This is a genomic window from Actinosynnema sp. NPDC050801, assembly GCF_040673975.1.
In the GTDB taxonomy this organism is placed as follows: Bacteria; Actinomycetota; Actinomycetes; order Mycobacteriales; family Pseudonocardiaceae; genus Actinosynnema.
In genome coordinates, this window is record NZ_JBFAQZ010000001.1 from 19515 (window position 1) to 36400 (window position 16886).

Consider the following 16886-nt stretch of genomic DNA (forward strand, 5'->3'; position numbering starts at 1 on the left):
CGGTGGTCACAGCACCTCGGTGATCAGCAGGTCGGGGGCGGACTGGGACGCGTTCACCATGAGCGCGTTCACGTGGTCCGTGCCGTGCAGCACGCGTTCGCGCGCGTCCTCGACCGACCGGCCGTACCGGACGTGCCGGTCGATCAGCCGCGCCACCCGGAGGTCCTCGTCGATCATGAGGAACCACGCTTCGTCCAGCACCACCCGCACGCGCTTCCACTTGTCGTACGGCAGCAGCAGGTAGTTGCCCTCGGTGACCACCAGCGGCACGGACGGGTCTACCGGTACCGCGCACGCGACCGGCTCCTCGATCTCGCGGCGGAACTCCGGCGCGTACACCACGTCCGGCCCGCGCGCCTTCAACCGGCCGAGCAGGTCGACGTAGCCGGGGACGTCGAACGTGTCCGGCGCGCCCTTGCGGTCGGCGATGCCCAGGCGCGCCAGCTCCTGCTGGGCCAGGTGGAAGCCGTCCATGCCGACCAGCACGGCCTCGTCGCCCAGCGCGTCGACCAGCCGGCGCGCCAGCGTCGACTTGCCCGAGCCCGGCGCGCCGCCGAGGCCGAGCAGCCTGCGCTCGCCGGTGTCCACCAGCAACCGCGCCCGGTCGACCAGCTCGTCGAACTTCACCCGCTGTCCCGCCACCGTCCCAGCTCCTCCACCCAGTCCCACGCGGTGTGGCGCACGCGCACCGCGGCGACCTCGTTCGCCCACCGGACGGCGTCGTCCACCGCCAGCCCGTCGGCGACCGCGACCGCAAGCGCACCGTGCCACACGTCGCCCGCGCCGTTGGTGTCACGCACCTCGACAACAGGTACCTGTCGGGAGCCCGTGACACCACCGGACGACCAGGTGACGGGACGCGGGCCGTGCGTGCGGATGACCAGCGGCACACCGCGGGCGTGCACCTCGGCCTCGGACAGCTCGAACGCGGCCGAGCACGCGGCGACGTCCACGAGCGGCAGCAGGTCGTGCAGCACGGGTTTCCAGCTGCCCGCGTCCAGCACCACGGGCACACCGGCGCGTTTCGCGTGACGTGCGGCGGCCAGTGCCGACGGACCGAGGTGGCCGTCGACCAGGACCACGTCCGCCGCCTCGACCAGCGCCGAGTCCACCTCGGCGGCCACCTCGAAGCCGACCGCGTTGCGCGAGATCACGGTCCGCTCGCCGTCGCGCTCGCGCACCGCGACCATGCTCAGCGCCGGTCCGCCCGCCCCGACCGAGTGCACCTCCACGGGGTGCAGCCGGGACCGGGCGAACTCGCCGAGCTCGCCGCCCAACGCCGTCACCAGCACCGCCCGGTGCCCCAGCGCCGCCACCGCGCGCGCCGCGTTCGCGGCCGGACCGCCGGGCGCCAGGTCCACGCCGAGCGACTGCACCTTCTGCCCGGGCTCCGGGAACTCGGCCACCCGCTGGCTCACGTCCACGGTCGTCAGCCCGACACACAGCACCGAAGCCACGGCACGTCACTCCTAGCAGGTAGAGTCCCCCGCAATCGCTTGCGCAAGCCCGAACGGGGACGAGTCCATGGTCACCATGCGGGAGGTCGCCAGTCTCGCCGGCGTCTCCATCACCACGGTCTCACACGTGATCAACGAGACCAGGCCGGTCGCACCGGCCACCAAGGAGCGTGTGCTCAAGGCCATCGAGGAGACCGGCTACACCGGTGACGCCATCGCGCGCTCGCTGGTCACGGGCGGCACGAAGTCCCTCGGCCTCGCCGTGTCGCTCGTCTCGCACCCGTACTTCGCCGAGCTGATCGCGGCGATCGAGGGCGAAGCCACCAGGGCCGGCTACACGCTGGTGCTCATCGACACCCGCGACACCGCCGAGTCCGAGCAGGCCGCGGTGCGGATGCTGCGCTCACGGCGGGTGGACGGGGTGCTGCTCACGCCGACGTCCGGCTCGGCCGCGTCGCCCGAGCTGCGCCGGCTCGGCGTGCCGACGGTGCTGGTGGACCGGCTCACCGTGGCGCAGGACGTGGACCAGGTCGGCCCGGAGAACGTGCAGGCCACCTCCACCCTGGTCCGGCACCTCGCGGACCAGGGGCACCGGCGGATCGGGCTGGTGTCGGGCCAGCCGGGACTGGCGACCACCGACGAGCGCGTGCTCGGCTACCGGCTCGGCCTCGGTCGGGCGGGGTTGGCGTGGGACGAGGACCTGGTGCGGCCGTCGTTGGACCCGCTGCTCGGGCAGGTCACCGGCGTCGTGGTGAACGACCACCAGGTGCTGGTGGACGTGCTGCGCACGGCGCGGGCGCACGGCGTGCGGATCGGGTCGGACCTGGCGCTGGTGACCTACGACGAGGTGGAGTGGGCCGAGCTGGTCGACCCGCCGTTGACCGCGATGGCGCAGCCGGTCGAGGAGATCGGCCGCACGGCGGTGCGGCTGCTGCTGTCCCGCATCGAAGACCCGACCCGGCCGCCGGAGACGATCCGGCTGCCGCCGGTGCTGCGGCACCGCGGGTCCTGCGGCTGCCACTGACGTCGTCCTGCCGGGGGTTCAGGTCGGCGGCGGCGTGATCCCGCTGCGCTCCAACAGGGCCGCGGCCTCCAACGCCATCCACCCGCCCAGTTGGACGGACAGGTCGCGCTCCGGCTCGCGACCGGACGGCTTGACCGCCGGCCGCGTCCACTCCGGACCGAACAGCGGCCCGCTGACCACCGCGGTCCGGTTCGCCCACACCGCGTTCGCCGAGCTGAACACCATGTCGGCCGCCCGCGCCGCCTCCGGCCGGTCCAGCCGCAGCGCGGCCTGCGCCAGGTACCGGGTGAGGATGCCGCCGAACAGGCCGCCGTCACCGCCGCCGTGCCCGCGCAGCACGCCGTCGGTGGCGAGGTGCTTGTCGACGGCGGCCACGATCCGGGCCGCCTTGTCGCGGTAGCGCGCGGAACCCAGCTCCACGCACGCGCCGAGCAGCACGCCCTGGCAGTAGGTGTAGAAGTTCTTCTCGACCTCGCGGACCGAACCGTCCGGGCGGACGTGCAGCCCGTCCCACGCCAACCCGGTGTCCGGGTCGACCAGGCTGTCCTCGATCCAGTCCACGATGGACCGGGCGCGGCCGAGGTCGGCCCGCTCGCCGAGCCTGGCGAACAGGATCGCGGCCGGGCCGTTGGCCGGGACGTTCTTGAAGTCGTCGTTGCGCCGCCACCAGATCCCGCCGCCGCCGTGGTCGGTCCAACCGGCGCGCAGCCGGTCGGCGATGGCGGCGACGGCCTTCGGCTTGGCGATCCCGGCTTCCCGCTCGGCGCGCAGCAGCGCCAGCCCGAGCCACGCCACGTCGTCGTAGTAGTCGTTGGTCCAGCCGACCAGGTTGCGCACCCGGATGCCGCGCACGAGCCGCTTGAGCAGCGCCAGCCGTGCGGCCCGGGGTGAGCGGAGCTGGGCGTCGAGGACGCAGTCGAGCAGGTGCGCCTGCCACCAGTAGCCGAACCGGACGTGCAGCCGGCCGGGCCAGTCGAGCGGCCAGGCGGCCGCGCCGAGGACCGTGCCCGGCACTCCCCAGACCCGGCGCAGGTGCCGGGACTCGACCGCGCGTTCGGCGACACCGGCGCGCGCGGAGAGCAGCTTGGGCGTGGTCACCTCACCAGGGTGCCCACTGAACCGTTCAAGAAGCTTGTCGGAACAACTCCCAGTGGTACAGGCCCATGGCCACGCTGGTGGTCAGGTTGTAGCTGGAGACCTTCGGCCGCATGGGCAGCGAGACCCGGAGATCGGCACGTTTCCGCAGGTCGGGCGACAGGCCGTGCCGTTCCGAACCGAAGGCGAGCACGGCGTCGTCGGCGATCCGCACGTCCCGCAGGTCCTGCCCGTCGGCGTCGAAGGCGATCACCGTGCCGCGGACGTCGTCGACACCGCCCAGCCGCCCGACCGGCAGCGCGAAGTGCAGCCCCGCGCTGCCGCGCAGCACGTTCGGGTGCCAGGGGTCGACGTCACCGAGCGACAGGACCCCGCCGGCGCCGAGCCCGGCGGCCACCCGGATCACCGCGCCGAAGTTGCCCAGGTTGCGCGGGTTGTCCAGCAGCACCAGCGGCGCGCTCCGCGGCACCGCCGCCAGGTCGACCACGGGCCGTTCGGCCAACCCTCCGACCCCCGTCGGGTGCGACCGCCCGATCACCCGCTCGAACTCCGCCACGCCCACCACCTCGGCCCGGCGCTCGAAGACCTCCACCAGGTCGGGCGCGTGCGACCTGGCCAACCCGACCGCCTTCTCCCGGTCCAGCACCACCACCGGTTCCACCGCGGCCCCGAACCGAACCGCGTGCTTGACCGCGTGAAACCCTTCGAGGACCACTCGCTGGACCACGTCACCCCCGGCGCTGGAAGACCGAGGCGATCCTAGTCATGCCGGTGCGGAAGGCGTGTCGAGCTTCACGCCGACCTTCCGGTAGCCGGGCAGGTCCCGCACCGTGAGCGAGGCGACCATGCTCCCTTCCCGGTTCACGGATGCGGTCAAGGCGTAATCGTCCCGACCAGGCGTGAGTCCGAGGTGTTCGAAGTTCACCGCCCACCGCTTCGGCAGCACGATCCGGAATTCGACCTGGTGCGTGATGTCGCCGAACGACACGAGAAAGCTGTCGGGCCCGTCACCGCGCACGAAGGGCAGGCACTTCTCCGGCCAGAACACATCGGCCACCAACGTGAATTCCTCTCCCCGGAAGATCGGCCGGTCGAGGTGGACGAACGCCTTGATCTGACCTTTGCGGATCCAGCGATGGGTGACGTCCAGGCGCGTGCCGCCGACGCCGTGCCGTTCTGGCGTGCGGACCTCGACCCGCACCCTGTCCCGGTATTTCTCGGGCCAGTCCCAGTTGACCCCGTCGTGCAGGCTCACGAAGTCCAACCGGTCGCACTCGGCCACAACGGTGAAGCTCATCCGCTGGTGCACGTCGCCGTTCTCACTGACGCGGACTTCCTGCAGCCACGCCTGAACCCGCCAGTGCTTCCCGTGTTCCATTTCGATCAAGTCACAGTAATACGCCAGCAGACTTGAATGGAGGTCGGCGCTCCACGCTTTCCTCCGACGACGGAACCAGTCCACCACGTCACCCCCTCGGGTCGCAGAGTACGACTGGGGAATGGCGTTCGGCGGTGGTGTAGCTCGAACAGCCGATCACATGGTTGGACCGGTTCAGCGACAAGCTTCGGTGTGCGTCGGCGAGGTCTGTTCATCGCGGCGTTTGAGGTAGTAGCCGGTCCACGAGGCGACTACGACGAGTGCGACGAAGACCTGCACCAGGCGTGCCGCGGAGTCCGGGTAGAGGACGCCGTCGATGTAGGTGTCGATGAAGCCGGTCGGGAGTCGTGGCCGGCCGGCGGCGGCGCGGAGTTCGTTCTCCAGCCACGTCAGCGGGCAGGCGATGGGGAACAGCACGATCAGCAGGCCCCAGGTGGCCATCGCCAGGTGGAAGTACAGCACCCGCGGCCACCGCCAGGCGAGGAAGCCCCCGACCAGCAGGAAGATCAAGACGCCGAAGTGCACCACCATGACGAGCTCGGCGAACGCGCGCGCGACCATAGCGACCTCCCTGCGACCAGCCTAGGCCGACAGGCGATCACCCGCCCGGCATTTTCGCCGACGGCCGGATCCCGCCGGCGCGGTCAGCCCCGGGGCAGGGCCTGCCACGGCACCCGGCCCGCCACGTCCAGCAGCAGGTCGGTCAGGTGCGCCAGCGGTGCCTGGAGCAGCGGGCCCGGCACGGCGGCGGCGAGGTTGTGCTCGTCGAACGCGATCGCGACGCCGTTCGCCCTCGGGTCCTGCAACAACGCCTGCGTGAGACCCGAGCCGAACAGTGCCGTCGCGAACGCGGGGTTGCGGCGGCGCACCTCGTAACGGCTGTCGAACACCGGGTCGCCGGTCTCCACGAACTGCTCGAACAGGCCCCACACGCTGTCGTTGCGCGGGCTGATCAGCACCCACGGCCCCGGCATCGGGCGCGGCACGACCACCACCGTGTAGGTGCGGTACTCGGAGGTCGCCACGTTGTCGGCGCGGAAGACGACCTCGACCGCCAGCACCGGCACACCGCGCCAGTGGCCGACGAGCTGGAACTTGACCCGGCTCCGGTCGGCCTCCAGCATCCGGCCGATCTGCGGCACGCGTTCCTGGAAGCCCTGGTCCTCGGCGACGAACCGCCAACCCAGCGCGGCCTCCAGGGCGCGCATCTGCTGCTCCCACTGGCTCACGAACTGCTGGTTCGTGAACGGGTTGCGCTTGCGGCGCGACAACCCCACGGCCACCCCGACACCGAGGATCGCCACGATCACCAGCAGCAGGATCAGCGAGACCATGTCACGCCAGACCCAGGTCGGCGAGGTCGAGCAGGTACCGGTACGGCAGCCCGGCCGCCTCGATCACCTCGCGCGCGCCCGTGCCGCGGTCCACGACCGTCACGACGCCGATCACCGTGGCGCCGCCCTCGCGGAGGGCGTTGACGGCCTCCAGCACGCTGCCACCCGTGGTGGAGGTGTCCTCGACCGCCAGGACCCGCCGGCCCGCGACCTCGACGCCCTCGATCCGGCGCTGCAGGCCGTGCTGCTTGGTCGCCTTGCGCACCACGAACGCGTCCAGCACCTGACCGGCGCCCGCCGCGGCGTGCAGCATCGCGCACGCCACCGGGTCGGCGCCCAACGTCAGCCCGCCCGCGGCGACGTAGTCCCAGTCGGCGGTGAGCTGCCGGAGCAGCCTGCCGATCAGCGGCGCGGCCGCGTGGTGCAACGTCGCGCGGCGCAGGTCGACGTAGTAGTCGGCCTCGGTCCCGGACGCCAGCGTCACCTTGCCGTGCACGACGGCCAACTCGCTCACCAACCGCGCCAGTTCGGCCTTGGCCGCGGCGTCGATGACCACATCTGTTCCCACGGGTCCCAAGAGTGTCACATCGCGCCGTACGCTGGCACACCGTGACCCTCCCCGGCACCGACACCTTGATCATCGAGCAGCCCTGGGGCGCGCTGCGCCACCTGCTGGGCACCCGGTACCGCAACGACGTCTACGACGGGCACGGCACGCCGGTCGCCGCGGTGTCGGAGCGCGGGTTCCTCGGGCCGTTGCGGAAGTTGTTGCGCGCCACGGCGTTCTCCGGGCGCACCACGTTCGACCTGGTCCTGGCCGACCGGGGGCAGCAGCTGCTGATGATCCGCAAGGGCGCGGGCAAGCCGCCGACGCGGGTGACGTGGCCGAACGGCGCGGTGGTCGGCTCGGTGCGGCACGAGGGGCGTGGCGCGTACGGGCTGCTCGACGCGGGTGGGCAGCGGCTCTGCCTGCTGCACGAGGTGGCGTCGTTCAGCCCGGGCACGATCGCGAAGCGGGACGGGCGGCGGGTGCGGCGGGACGTGCTGAACATCCGACCGGGCACACCGGACCCGGTGCGCTCGCTGGTGATCGCCGCGGCCGTGGCGTACGACGTGGTGCGCGGGGTCGGGACGAACCACACCAGCGGCGGCGCGTTCGACTTCCCCACGTTGACCTGACCGCGGCGCCACGGCGGGGCTCGGTCTCGCTGCACCGCGGCCCGACCGGACCCACAGCCGACACGGCACGGCCGGACCCACGACCGACGCCGCACGGACGGCCCGACTGCCGACTGCGGCGCGCCGTCCGCGTCACGACCGACCGCGGCGCGGGGCGGCGTGGCCCACTGCGGCTCAAGCCAAAGGACCAAGGGCTGCGCAGGCGTCCCCGCCAAGGGGACCCCTGCTTTTATTCTGCCCCAACGGTCTGACGGATCGGGGTGGTCAGGTCCGGGCCTGTGGACAACGTCCGGGCCTGTGGACAACCGGCGGCGGGCGGGGTGAACCGCCGTGGCCGGACCTGACCGCGTGCCGATCCGCCTACCAGGCGTCCTCGGTGAACTTGTTCGGCTCGTCGTCGTCATCGGGGCCGCGACCACCGGGCCTCGGCGAGCCCGCCGAGATGACGTCCTCCGGGTCGTTGCCCTCCTGGATCGCCGTGTACGCGCGTTGCAGGTCCGGCACACCGGTCTGCATCGCCCGCTGCACGCCCTCGTCGTCGACCGCGCGCCCGGACGCGATGTCCTCCCAGGACATCTCGCCCGCGTCGACCCGCCGCGCCAACTCCTTCAGCTCCCGGGGCGCGCCGGGGCTGTTGGCGAACCGCGAGATCTCGGCGAAGTCGGCCTGCGTCAACCCGCGCGACCGCAGCTGCACCTGGCTCGCCGCACGCGCGGTCTGCTCGACGTCGGCCATGCGCTTGTCCACGTCGGCGACCAGCGCGTCGAGCCGTGCCTTGTCGTAGGGGAACGTCACTGCCCGCCACCCCCACCCGAACCCGAGGCGGCCGGAGCCGGTGCGGGCGGCGGTGTCGGCGCTGTCGGCGGCGGCTGGGTGTAGCGGCCGTTCGCGGCGACCCCCGCCTTGCCGAGGCCGTACGCGCCCAGGCCGACGCCGAGCGCACCGGACTTCGCCGCGGACATGCCGTTGTCGAACTTCTCCTTGCCGTCCTGGTACCCGTCGACCACGTCGAGCAGGTCGCCGACGTCGCGCACGTCCTTGAGCTTGGACAGCGCGGTACCCATGGCGACGATGCCGTCGATCATGCCCTGGACGCCCTCGATCAGCGTCTGGATGGAAATGATGATCTTGCGGATGGCGTCCACGATCTGGATCGCGTCGTAGACCATCCACACCGCACGGCCCCAGCCGACGACCGGGATCCACGCCGTCATCGCGGCTTCCATCAGCTTGCCGACCAGCATGTCCAGCAGCGTCAACGCCAGGCCGCACGCGGTGCGGCAGGTGCTGGCCGTCGACCGGAACTTGTTGCCGATGATCCGCGCGATCTGCGAGTCCGCCTCGATGGCGATCACCCACATGGTGCCCATGCGCGTCTCGAACGCCTTGGCCGCGTCACCGTCCCAGTGCGACGACAGTTGCTCGGCGCCCGCATCCACGTTGTGCCGCACGGAGTCCAGCGCCTTGGCGACCCGGTCCCACGCGTTGGCGTTCTCGTCGATCTTCTCGAAGTCGCCGAGCAGCGGCTTGATCAGCGCGTCCAGCAGGTTCTCGCCGGTGACCTTCTCGTAGATCCAGTTGACGCCCTGGATCTTCCAGCCGGCCTTCTCGATGAGCTCCTTGGTCGTCTGCCGACCGGGTCGGTCCTCCGCGGCGGCGCTCAGCGCGACCGACGGGTCCTCGACGTCCGCGTACGCGGTCATCGGCCGCCACCCCCGAGCGACGGGGCCTCGGCCACGGCGTGCAGCTGGGCGAGCACCCGATCGAGGATGCCCATGACCATCTCCTCGTTCTTCTCGTACATGTCGGCGGCCTTGTTCAGGCTCTCCGCCTCCTTGACCATCATCTGGTTCGCGAAGTCGAGGGTCTCCCCGTACAGGGACGCCACACCGGTGACGATGGGCTGCAACAGGGAGAGCAGACCGGTGAACCCCGAGGTGTCGCCACCCTTGGTGATCGCGTGGTCCTTGATCGTCATGAAGTGCTGCGCGTTGCGCGTCAGCAACTCCCCGTACCCGCGGAGCTCCGGGGGCTCCACTCTGAACTGCTCGCCCATGGACGGTTCCTCCCTGTTCCAACTAGTGGAGTGGGACGGACCGGAGCGGGTTCGGGTTCCCTGCTCTTACGTGCGACCTCGTCCACCCGCCGCGCGGGAGGCTATCCGCCTGACCAGCGCGCGCGGAACCAGGCGGGCGAACAACGTGATGGCCTTGTACTGCGCGCCCGGCACCGACAGCACCTTGCCCGCGCGCAGGTCGGCGAGGCAGTCGTGCACCACCCGGTCGGCGTCGAGGTAGAGCACGTCGGGCGTCTTGGACATGTCGATCCGGGCCCGCTGGTGGAACTCGGTGCGCACGAAGCCGGGGCACAGCGCCAGCACGCGCACGCCCGTGCCGGCCGTGGCCATCGCCATGCCTTCGGAGAACGCGGTTACCCACGCCTTGTCCGCGCTGTAGGTCGTGCCGCGCCCGGGCAGGAAACCCGCCACGCTGGACACGTTGACCACCGCGCCGCGCCCGCGCGCCACCATGCCGGGCAGCGCCGCGCGGGTCAGCCGCAGCACGCTCGTCACGTTCACGTCCAACTGGGACTGCAGGTCGGCCGGTTCGGCGGCGACGAACTCGGCCGAGATGGCGAAGCCCGCGTTGTTGACCAGCAGGTCGACCTCGCGTCCGGCCAGGAGGTCCGCGACCCTGCCGCGGCCCTCGTCGGTGGCCAGGTCGGCGGGCAGCACCTCGGCGGTGATGCCGTGCGCGGCGCGCAGCTTGGCCGCCGTCTCCTCCAGCCGCCGCTCGTCGCGGGCGACGAGCACCAGGTCGTGGCCCTCGGCGGCGAGCCGGCGGGCGAACGCGGCGCCGATGCCGGACGACGCGCCGGTCACCAGGGCGGTCGGCGGCGTCACTGCTTGCGCCCGAACTGCGGGCGGTGGACCTCGCCACCGGTGTCGGACTCGGGGTCGGCCTCGAACGGGTCGATCACGTCGGCCAGCTCGCCGAGGTCGCGCAGCAGCCGTTCCAGGCGGGCCGGGGTGGAGTTCGGCGGTGCGGCGGCCAGCACCCAGTCGTCCTCCAGCCAGACGACGGTGACGTCCGCGCCGATCTCCTCGGCGGCGTCGACCAGGTCGGGGGTGATGAGCTTGCGCGCGGCGGGCAGTTCGCTGACGAACGCGTAGCGCGAGCCGACCGGGCCGAGCAGGTCGGGCATCTGGTCGCGTTGGAACGGCACGCTGGGCAGCCACAGCTCGATGACCACGGACAACGCCCGGCGGCAGCGCACGCCGACCAGCACGGAGTTGACCTTGCCGCTGGTCTCGTGGTCGAGCACGTAGACCTGTCGGCGGCCGTCGGCGGTGAAGGTCGAGCCCGCGACCACGTCCTTGGCCACGCCGCTGCCGTAGTAGGCGATCGCGCCGCTCTCCCAGCGGGTGGGCAGCACGTGGTCGGTCTCCTCGAACTGCCAGCCGCGCAGCGCCGCCCAGCGGCGGCGTTCGCGGTTACGCGCGGTTCGTTGTGCCCGGTCGGTCGCGAGCAGGGCGAACCCCGCGACGCCCGCTACCGCGGCGACGGTGAACCAGACCCACGCCGGTATGCCCACGGTGCGAGAGTAGCGGGCGGCGGGGAACAAACGAAGATCACTTGGGGCGTGGCTCGCGCGAACGGATCAAGCTGTTACCCGGATCGCGGGTGGGGCCGCCGGTCCGTCGCGGTGGCCGTCACGCCCCGTCGAGGCGCCCCGACTTGCACTTATCCACAGGCTCCGGCCCTGTCCACAGGCACGGCCCGGCCACCCGCCCGGTGTCGGTGCTCGCCGGCAGAGTGAAGATCAGGGGTCCCCCGGTCGGGGGGACCCCTGCGGGCTCAGGACCGGCCGACGATCAGGCCCGAGTTGTCGTCCAGCACCTCCACCTTGACCGTGTCCCCGTCGCGCACCTCGCCGGCCAGCAGCTCCTTCGCCAGCTGGTCGCCGATGGACGACTGCACCAGCCGCCGCAGCGGGCGGGCGCCGTAGACCGGGTCGAAGCCGTTGAGCGCGAGCCACTCGCGGGCGGCGGGGGTGACGTCCAGCACCAGCCGCCGCTGCGCGAGGCGCCGGGCGAGCCGGTCCACCTGGATGTCCACGATGGAGGTGAGCTCCTCGGTGGCCAGCGAGTGGAACACCACCACGTCGTCCAGCCGGTTGAGGAACTCCGGCTTGAAGTGCGTCCGCACGATCGACATGACGGCGTCGTCGCGCTGCCGCTCGTCCAGGGCCGCGTCCGCGATGACGTGCGAGCCGAGGTTCGAGGTCAGCACCAGGATGGTGTTGCGGAAGTCGACCGTGCGGCCCTGGCCGTCGGTGAGCCTGCCGTCGTCGAGCACCTGCAACAGCACGTCGAACACGTCCGGGTGAGCTTTTTCGACCTCGTCCAGCAGCACCACCGAGTACGGGCGGCGGCGGACCGACTCGGTGAGCTGCCCGCCCTGGTCGTAGCCGACGTAACCGGGGGGCGCGCCGACGAGCCTGGCCACCGAGTGCTTCTCGGAGTACTCGCTCATGTCGATCCGGATCATCGCCCGCTCGTCGTCGAACAGGAACTCCGCCAGCGCCTTGGCCAGCTCCGTCTTGCCGACGCCGGTCGGCCCGAGGAACAGGAACGAGCCGGTCGGCCGGTCCGGGTCCGCCACGCCCGCCCGGGTGCGCCGGACGGCGTCCGAGACCACCCGGACCGCCTCCGCCTGGCCCACCACGCGCTTGGCCAGCTCGTCCTCCATGCGCAGCAGCTTCGCCGTCTCGCCTTCGAGCAGCCGACCCGCCGGGATGCCCGTCCAGGCGGAGACCACGTCGGCCACGTCGTCCGGGCCGACCTCCTCCTTCAGCATCACGGCGGCGTCCTGCGTGGTGCGGGTCGCCGCCTCCAGCTCCTTCTCCAACGCCGGGATGCGCCCGTACCGCAGCTCCGCGGCCCGGCCCAGGTCACCGTCCCGCTCGGCCCGCTCCGACTCGCCGCGCAGCTGCTCCAGCTGCTCCTTGAGGTCGCGGACCTTCTCGATCGAACCCTTCTCGTTCTGCCAGCGCGCGGTCAGCCCGGCCAGGGTCTCGCGCTGCTCGGCCAGCTCGGCGCGCAGCCCGGCCAGGCGTTCCACCGAGGCCGGGTCCGACTCCTTGGCCAGCGCCATCTCCTCGATCTCCAGCCGGCGCACCGCGCGCTCGACCTCGTCGATCTCGACCGGCCGGGAGTCGATCTCCATGCGCAGCCGGGACGCGGACTCGTCCACCAGGTCGATGGCCTTGTCCGGGAGGAAGCGGGCGGTGATGTACCGGTCGGACAGGGTGGCGGCGGCGACCAGGGCGGCGTCGGTGATGCGCACGCCGTGGTGCACCTCGTAGCGGTCCTTGAGGCCGCGCAGGATGCCGATCGTGTCCTCGACCGACGGCTCGCCGACGAAGACCTGCTGGAAGCGGCGCTCCAGGGCGGCGTCCTTCTCGATGTGCTCGCGGTACTCGTCCAGCGTGGTCGCGCCGACCATGCGCAGCTCGCCGCGGGCCAGCATGGGCTTGATCATGTTGCCCGCGTCCATGGCGGACTCGCCGGTCGCGCCCGCGCCGACGATCGTGTGCAGCTCGTCGATGAACGTGATGACCTGGCCGGCGGAGTCGGTGATCTCCTTCAGCACGGCCTTGAGCCGCTCCTCGAACTCGCCGCGGTACTTCGCGCCCGCGACCATCGCCCCGAGGTCGAGCGCGACGACCTTCTTCCCGCGCAGGCTCTCGGGCACGTCACCGGCCACGATGCGCTGGGCCAGGCCCTCCACGATGGCGGTCTTGCCCACGCCGGGCTCGCCGATCAGGACCGGGTTGTTCTTCGTGCGGCGCGACAGCACCTGCACCACGCGGCGGATCTCGGTGTTGCGGCCGATGACCGGGTCCAGCTCGCCCTTGCGGGCGCGTTCGGTCAGGTCGACGCCGTACTTCTCCAGCGCCTTGTAGGTGCCCTCGGGGTCCGGGCTGGTGACCCGCGCCGAGCCGCGCACCTTGCCGAACGCCTCCTTCAGCGCCTCCGGGTTCGCGCCGTGGCGGCGGAGCAGGTCGGCGACCTGGCCGCCGTGGTGGGCGAGGCCGACCAGCAGGTGTTCGGTGGAGACGTACTCGTCGCCCATCTCGGTGGCGAGCTCCTGCGCCTTGCTCAGCACGCGGACCGCGTCGCGGGAGAACTGGGGCGCCGACACGGACGACCCGCTGGCCGCGGGCAGCGCCCTGGCCAGCTGGTCCAGCTCCTTGTGCACCTGCTTCGGGTCCGCGCCCACGGCGGCGAGCAGGGGCGCGGTCAGGCCGTCGCCCTGGGCCAGGAGGGCGCCGAGGAGGTGGACCGGGCCGACGTCGGGGTTTCCCGCGATGGTCGCCGCCTGCACGGCGGCCGACACGGCCTGTTGCGTCTTCGTGGTCGGGTTGAAAGCGTCCATTCCTCACCTCGGTCGGGTGTTCGTGCGCAAGGGCCGGCTCGTCGCACCAGCCGTCACCCGGATCAACGTCAGAAAAGTTGAGCCTGTTCCGCTCAACCTACTCGAACCGGTGTGGCGTGGGCCACCCGGACGAAAGTCGGGTGCGCCCGATCGGCCCGGCCGCGACGATCAGCGGATGACCTCACTCGTGCACCACATCACGATCGACTGCAAGGACGCCTACGAGCTGGCCGGCTTCTGGAGCCGGGTGACCGGACGGCCGATCTCCGAGCACGACGAACCCGGCGACCCCGAAGCACTGGTCGAGCTGCCCGAAGGGCCGGGGTTGCTGTTCATCCAGGTACCCGAGGGCAAGTCGGTGAAGAACCGGGTCCACCTCGACCTGCAGCCCGACAGCACGCGGGACGCCGAAGTCGAACGGCTGCTCGGGATCGGCGCCACGCTCGTGTCGGACATGCGCCGCCCCGACGGCAAGGGCTGGGTCGTGCTGGCCGATCCCGAGGGCAACGAGTTCTGCGTTGAACGCAGCGCAGCCGAGCGGTCCGCCCAGGCCTGACGCACGTCACCCACATGTCGCAGCCGGTTGTCCACACCGGTACTCGAGTTGTCCACAATCCGCAGGTGGGAATCCACAGGCGACTGCGGCCCACCGCACCGGTGCGGTCTGCCGGCCGCCACTGGGGTGAAACGTGGTCCCGAGGTCCCGCCGCCGGGCGTGGCGGCGGACCCGGACGGGTCGATGACGTGCGGCGTGGCCCACATCCCGTGAGGGGGTGCGCGTCTGGCGGTGGGCCACAAGCACCGAGTTCGGTATACGTGGTAGGGAATGTCCACTCGTTTGCGGGAGCGGTCTGCGACCGTCCGTAACCGCACTGCACTCGAAGGTGGCATCAAGGAGTCGATCGGCCAGTTGGCGGGTTAGTGTCCCCTCGTCGGGGATGGAAGCTTGACGAGGACGTAGCGCCCTTGCTGGCGCCGCCAGAAACGTGGAGACTGCGCCCGGACCATGACTGCGAACGCCGTGTTGAGCCCCATCCCGAGCCCGCCACACCGAGAACCTCCTCCTGGTGTCACCGCTATGGTGCGGATGATCCGGGAGAGCTTCGCGGTGGTGGAGCCGCGCGCCGAAGAGGTAGCCAAGTTCTTCTACGGCATGCTCTTCAGCCTCGCGCCGGCGACCCGTGAGATGTTCCCCGCGAACATGGAGGTCCAGCGCAGCCGACTGCTGCGCGCCCTCGTCCACGTCGTCCAGATGGTGGACAGACCGGACGACCTGATCCCGTTCCTGCGCCAACTCGGGCGCGACCACCGCAAGTTCGGCGTGGTCAACGTGCACTACGAGTCCGTCGGCATGGCGTTGCTGGCGGCGGTGAAGAAGTTCGCCGGGCCCGCGTGGACGCCCAAGGTCGAGATGGCGTGGGCCGAGGCGTACACGATCATGGCGCGGGCCATGCAGGAGGCCGCGGCGGCCGACGACGGCCCCGCCTACTGGCACGCCACCGTGCTGGACCACCAGCGGGTGAGCTGGGACCTCGCGGTCGTGCGGCTGCAACCCGACCACCCCGTCGGGTACCGCGCCGGGCAGTACGTGAGCGTCGAGACGCCGCAGCGCGCGCGGCTGTGGCGGTACTACTCGCCCGCGAACGCGCCGCGCGACGACGGCATCATCGAGTTCCACATCCGGTCGGTCGAGGGCGGGTGGGTCAGCCGGTCGATCGTCGGCCACACCCAGCCCGGTGACGTGTGGCGCATCGGCCCGCCGATGGGTCGGCTCAGCGTCGACCGCAAGTCCGGGCGGGACGTGCTGATGGTCGCCGGCGGGACCGGTGTCGCGCCCATGCACGCGATCATCGACGAGATGGCGCAGTGGGGCGAGAACCCGCGCGTGCACCTGTTCATGGGTGGGCGGACCCGCGAGGACCTGTACGACCTGGACAACCTCCAGCGGTTCGCCATGACGAACCCGTGGCTGACCGTGGTGCCGGTGCTGGAGTCCGACCCCGGTGCGCGCGGGATCGAGCAGGGCACCTTGGCGGACGTGGTCACCCGCTACGGGGCGTGGGAGGACCGGGACGTGCTGGTGTGCGGCTCGCCGTCCATGATCCGGGCGACCGTGTCGCGGATGCTGGTCGCCGGCACCCCGCTCGACCGGATCAAGTACGACCCGTTCACGCTGGACTGAGCTACTTCCTGAAAATTCTTCACGTTCTGCCGCGGCTAGCGCTCGCGGCGGTCTGCCCGCGTCACGGCGGCCCTGGCCGGGCCGCGCCCAGCACGGCCGCCAGCGTCTCGGGCCGGCTGGTCTGCGGGCAGTGCCCGCCGTCGACCTCGATCGCCTCGACCCCGAGCCGTTCGCGCGCGGCGCGGCGCATCCACGACGGCCGCAGCGTGCGGTCGTCGCGCGGCAGGACGTAGGTCGACGGCAGGTCCGGCAGGTCGTGCACCTCGCGGTACGTCGCGGCGGGGTAGAACAGGCGCAGCGTTCGCAGGCCCGCGCGGACACCGGCGAGGTCGCAGTCGTGGAACAGGAAGTACGAGGCCACCACGGGGTCCGCGGTGGGCGGCTCCGTGAGCGCTCGCCACTCGGGGTTGAACATCTCGCCCGTCTCGACGGCGAGCTCGTCGGCCAGCGAGACCGGGCCGGGGATCATCGCGGCGACCCAGGCCAGGTGGGACGCGCCGACGGCGCGCGCGATGGCGGGCATCAGCAGGCCCGCGCCGGAGTGGCCCACCAGGACGGGGGCCAACGCGTCGCCCGCTTGGGCGCGGGCGATCGCGGCGTAGTCGACGGCGCGCAGCTCGGGGCGGTCGGTGGGCAGGTCGACGGCCACGGTGCGGTGGCCGCGTCGGCGGAGCAGCTCCTCGACCGGGCGCCAGGCGGCCGGCGACTGGGTGGTGCCGTGCACGAAGACGTAGTCCACGGGGTCCAGTCTGGCGCGGGTTCGGCGTCGCGGGGTTCCTCATGGCTAACCGAGGTAC

19 protein-coding genes are annotated in these 16886 nt (G+C 71.7%); 4 read left to right on the plus strand and 15 right to left on the minus strand.

Translation table 11 applies throughout. The features are described from left to right. Positions 1-6: 6 nt before the first annotated feature. Positions 7-642, minus strand: coding sequence for a nucleoside/nucleotide kinase family protein (locus AB0K14_RS00105; protein WP_360449018.1), 636 nt, complete (start codon positions 640-642; stop codon positions 7-9). After that, positions 624-1448 carry a PfkB family carbohydrate kinase gene (locus AB0K14_RS00110; protein WP_360449110.1) on the minus strand — a complete coding sequence of 275 codons (825 nt, stop codon included), beginning with the start codon at positions 1446-1448 and terminating at the stop codon, positions 624-626. Before AB0K14_RS00110 ends, AB0K14_RS00105 begins: the two co-directional genes overlap by 19 nt. Positions 1449-1524: 76 nt before the next feature. On the opposite strand from AB0K14_RS00110, the gene AB0K14_RS00115 reads away from it, so the two are divergent. Further along, positions 1525-2481, plus strand: coding sequence for a LacI family DNA-binding transcriptional regulator (locus AB0K14_RS00115; RefSeq protein ID WP_360449015.1), 957 nt, complete (start codon positions 1525-1527; stop codon positions 2479-2481). Between the two features lie 18 nt (positions 2482-2499). Here AB0K14_RS00115 and AB0K14_RS00120 read toward each other — a convergent pair whose 3' ends face one another. From AB0K14_RS00120 to pyrE, 6 genes are all read right to left on the minus strand, one after another. Then, complete coding sequence (locus AB0K14_RS00120) at positions 2500-3579, minus strand: glycoside hydrolase family 76 protein (protein ID WP_360449012.1); 1080 nt, start codon at positions 3577-3579, stop codon at positions 2500-2502. Between the two features lie 25 nt (positions 3580-3604). Then, positions 3605-4303 (minus strand): TrmH family RNA methyltransferase, encoded by a 699-nt coding sequence (locus tag AB0K14_RS00125; RefSeq protein ID WP_360449010.1) that lies wholly within the window; start codon positions 4301-4303, stop codon positions 3605-3607. A gap of 36 nt (positions 4304-4339) precedes the next feature. After that, positions 4340-5041: a hypothetical protein gene (locus tag AB0K14_RS00130; RefSeq protein WP_364336942.1), complete on the minus strand. Its 702-nt coding sequence runs from the start codon at positions 5039-5041 to the stop codon at positions 4340-4342. An 87-nt stretch (positions 5042-5128) separates the two neighbouring features. Then, entirely contained in the window at positions 5129-5515 is a 387-nt protein-coding gene (locus AB0K14_RS00135) for a DUF2784 domain-containing protein (RefSeq protein ID WP_360449004.1), read from the minus strand. A gap of 83 nt (positions 5516-5598) precedes the next feature. Continuing rightward, positions 5599-6288, minus strand: coding sequence for a hypothetical protein (locus tag AB0K14_RS00140; RefSeq protein ID WP_360449002.1), 690 nt, complete (start codon positions 6286-6288; stop codon positions 5599-5601). Between the two features lies 1 nt (position 6289). Further along, positions 6290-6844, minus strand: coding sequence for an orotate phosphoribosyltransferase (gene pyrE / locus AB0K14_RS00145; protein WP_360449108.1), 555 nt, complete (start codon positions 6842-6844; stop codon positions 6290-6292). A 53-nt stretch (positions 6845-6897) separates the two neighbouring features. Here pyrE and AB0K14_RS00150 point away from each other — a divergent pair, with 53 nt between their 5' ends. Further along, on the plus strand, positions 6898-7467 hold the full coding sequence (locus AB0K14_RS00150) for a hypothetical protein (RefSeq protein WP_360449000.1): 570 nt from the start codon (positions 6898-6900) through the stop codon (positions 7465-7467). Between the two features lie 360 nt (positions 7468-7827). Here AB0K14_RS00150 and AB0K14_RS00155 read toward each other — a convergent pair whose 3' ends face one another. From AB0K14_RS00155 to clpB, 6 genes are all read right to left on the minus strand, one after another. Beyond that, the gene (locus AB0K14_RS00155; protein WP_360448998.1) at positions 7828-8262 is read right to left on the minus strand and encodes a hypothetical protein; all 435 of its coding nucleotides are present in this window, start codon (positions 8260-8262) and stop codon (positions 7828-7830) included. Then, the gene (locus AB0K14_RS00160; RefSeq protein WP_360448996.1) at positions 8259-9170 is read right to left on the minus strand and encodes a hypothetical protein; all 912 of its coding nucleotides are present in this window, start codon (positions 9168-9170) and stop codon (positions 8259-8261) included. Before AB0K14_RS00160 ends, AB0K14_RS00155 begins: the two co-directional genes overlap by 4 nt. Next, positions 9167-9523 (minus strand): hypothetical protein, encoded by a 357-nt coding sequence (locus AB0K14_RS00165; RefSeq protein WP_360448994.1) that lies wholly within the window; start codon positions 9521-9523, stop codon positions 9167-9169. The genes AB0K14_RS00160 and AB0K14_RS00165 overlap by 4 nt, the downstream gene beginning before the upstream one ends. 66 nt (positions 9524-9589) lie before the next feature. After that, positions 9590-10369, minus strand: coding sequence for an SDR family oxidoreductase (locus AB0K14_RS00170; protein ID WP_360448992.1), 780 nt, complete (start codon positions 10367-10369; stop codon positions 9590-9592). Next, entirely contained in the window at positions 10366-11061 is a 696-nt protein-coding gene (locus tag AB0K14_RS00175; RefSeq protein ID WP_360448989.1) for a hypothetical protein, read from the minus strand. Before AB0K14_RS00175 ends, AB0K14_RS00170 begins: the two co-directional genes overlap by 4 nt. A gap of 263 nt (positions 11062-11324) precedes the next feature. Next, on the minus strand, positions 11325-13907 hold the full coding sequence (gene clpB / locus AB0K14_RS00180; RefSeq protein WP_360448987.1) for an ATP-dependent chaperone ClpB: 2583 nt from the start codon (positions 13905-13907) through the stop codon (positions 11325-11327). Between the two features lie 175 nt (positions 13908-14082). Here clpB and AB0K14_RS00185 point away from each other — a divergent pair, with 175 nt between their 5' ends. Together AB0K14_RS00185 and AB0K14_RS00190 are read left to right on the plus strand one after the other, a co-directional pair. Then, complete coding sequence (locus AB0K14_RS00185; RefSeq protein WP_360448984.1) at positions 14083-14463, plus strand: VOC family protein; 381 nt, start codon at positions 14083-14085, stop codon at positions 14461-14463. Positions 14464-14985: 522 nt separating this feature from the next. Next, positions 14986-16089, plus strand: a complete 1104-nt coding sequence (locus AB0K14_RS00190; RefSeq protein WP_360448982.1) for an FAD-binding oxidoreductase — start codon at positions 14986-14988, stop codon at positions 16087-16089. 61 nt (positions 16090-16150) lie between these two features. On the opposite strand, the gene AB0K14_RS00195 is transcribed toward AB0K14_RS00190, so the two are convergent. Then, on the minus strand, positions 16151-16828 hold the full coding sequence (locus AB0K14_RS00195) for an alpha/beta hydrolase (RefSeq protein WP_360448980.1): 678 nt from the start codon (positions 16826-16828) through the stop codon (positions 16151-16153). Positions 16829-16886: the final 58 nt, after the last annotated feature.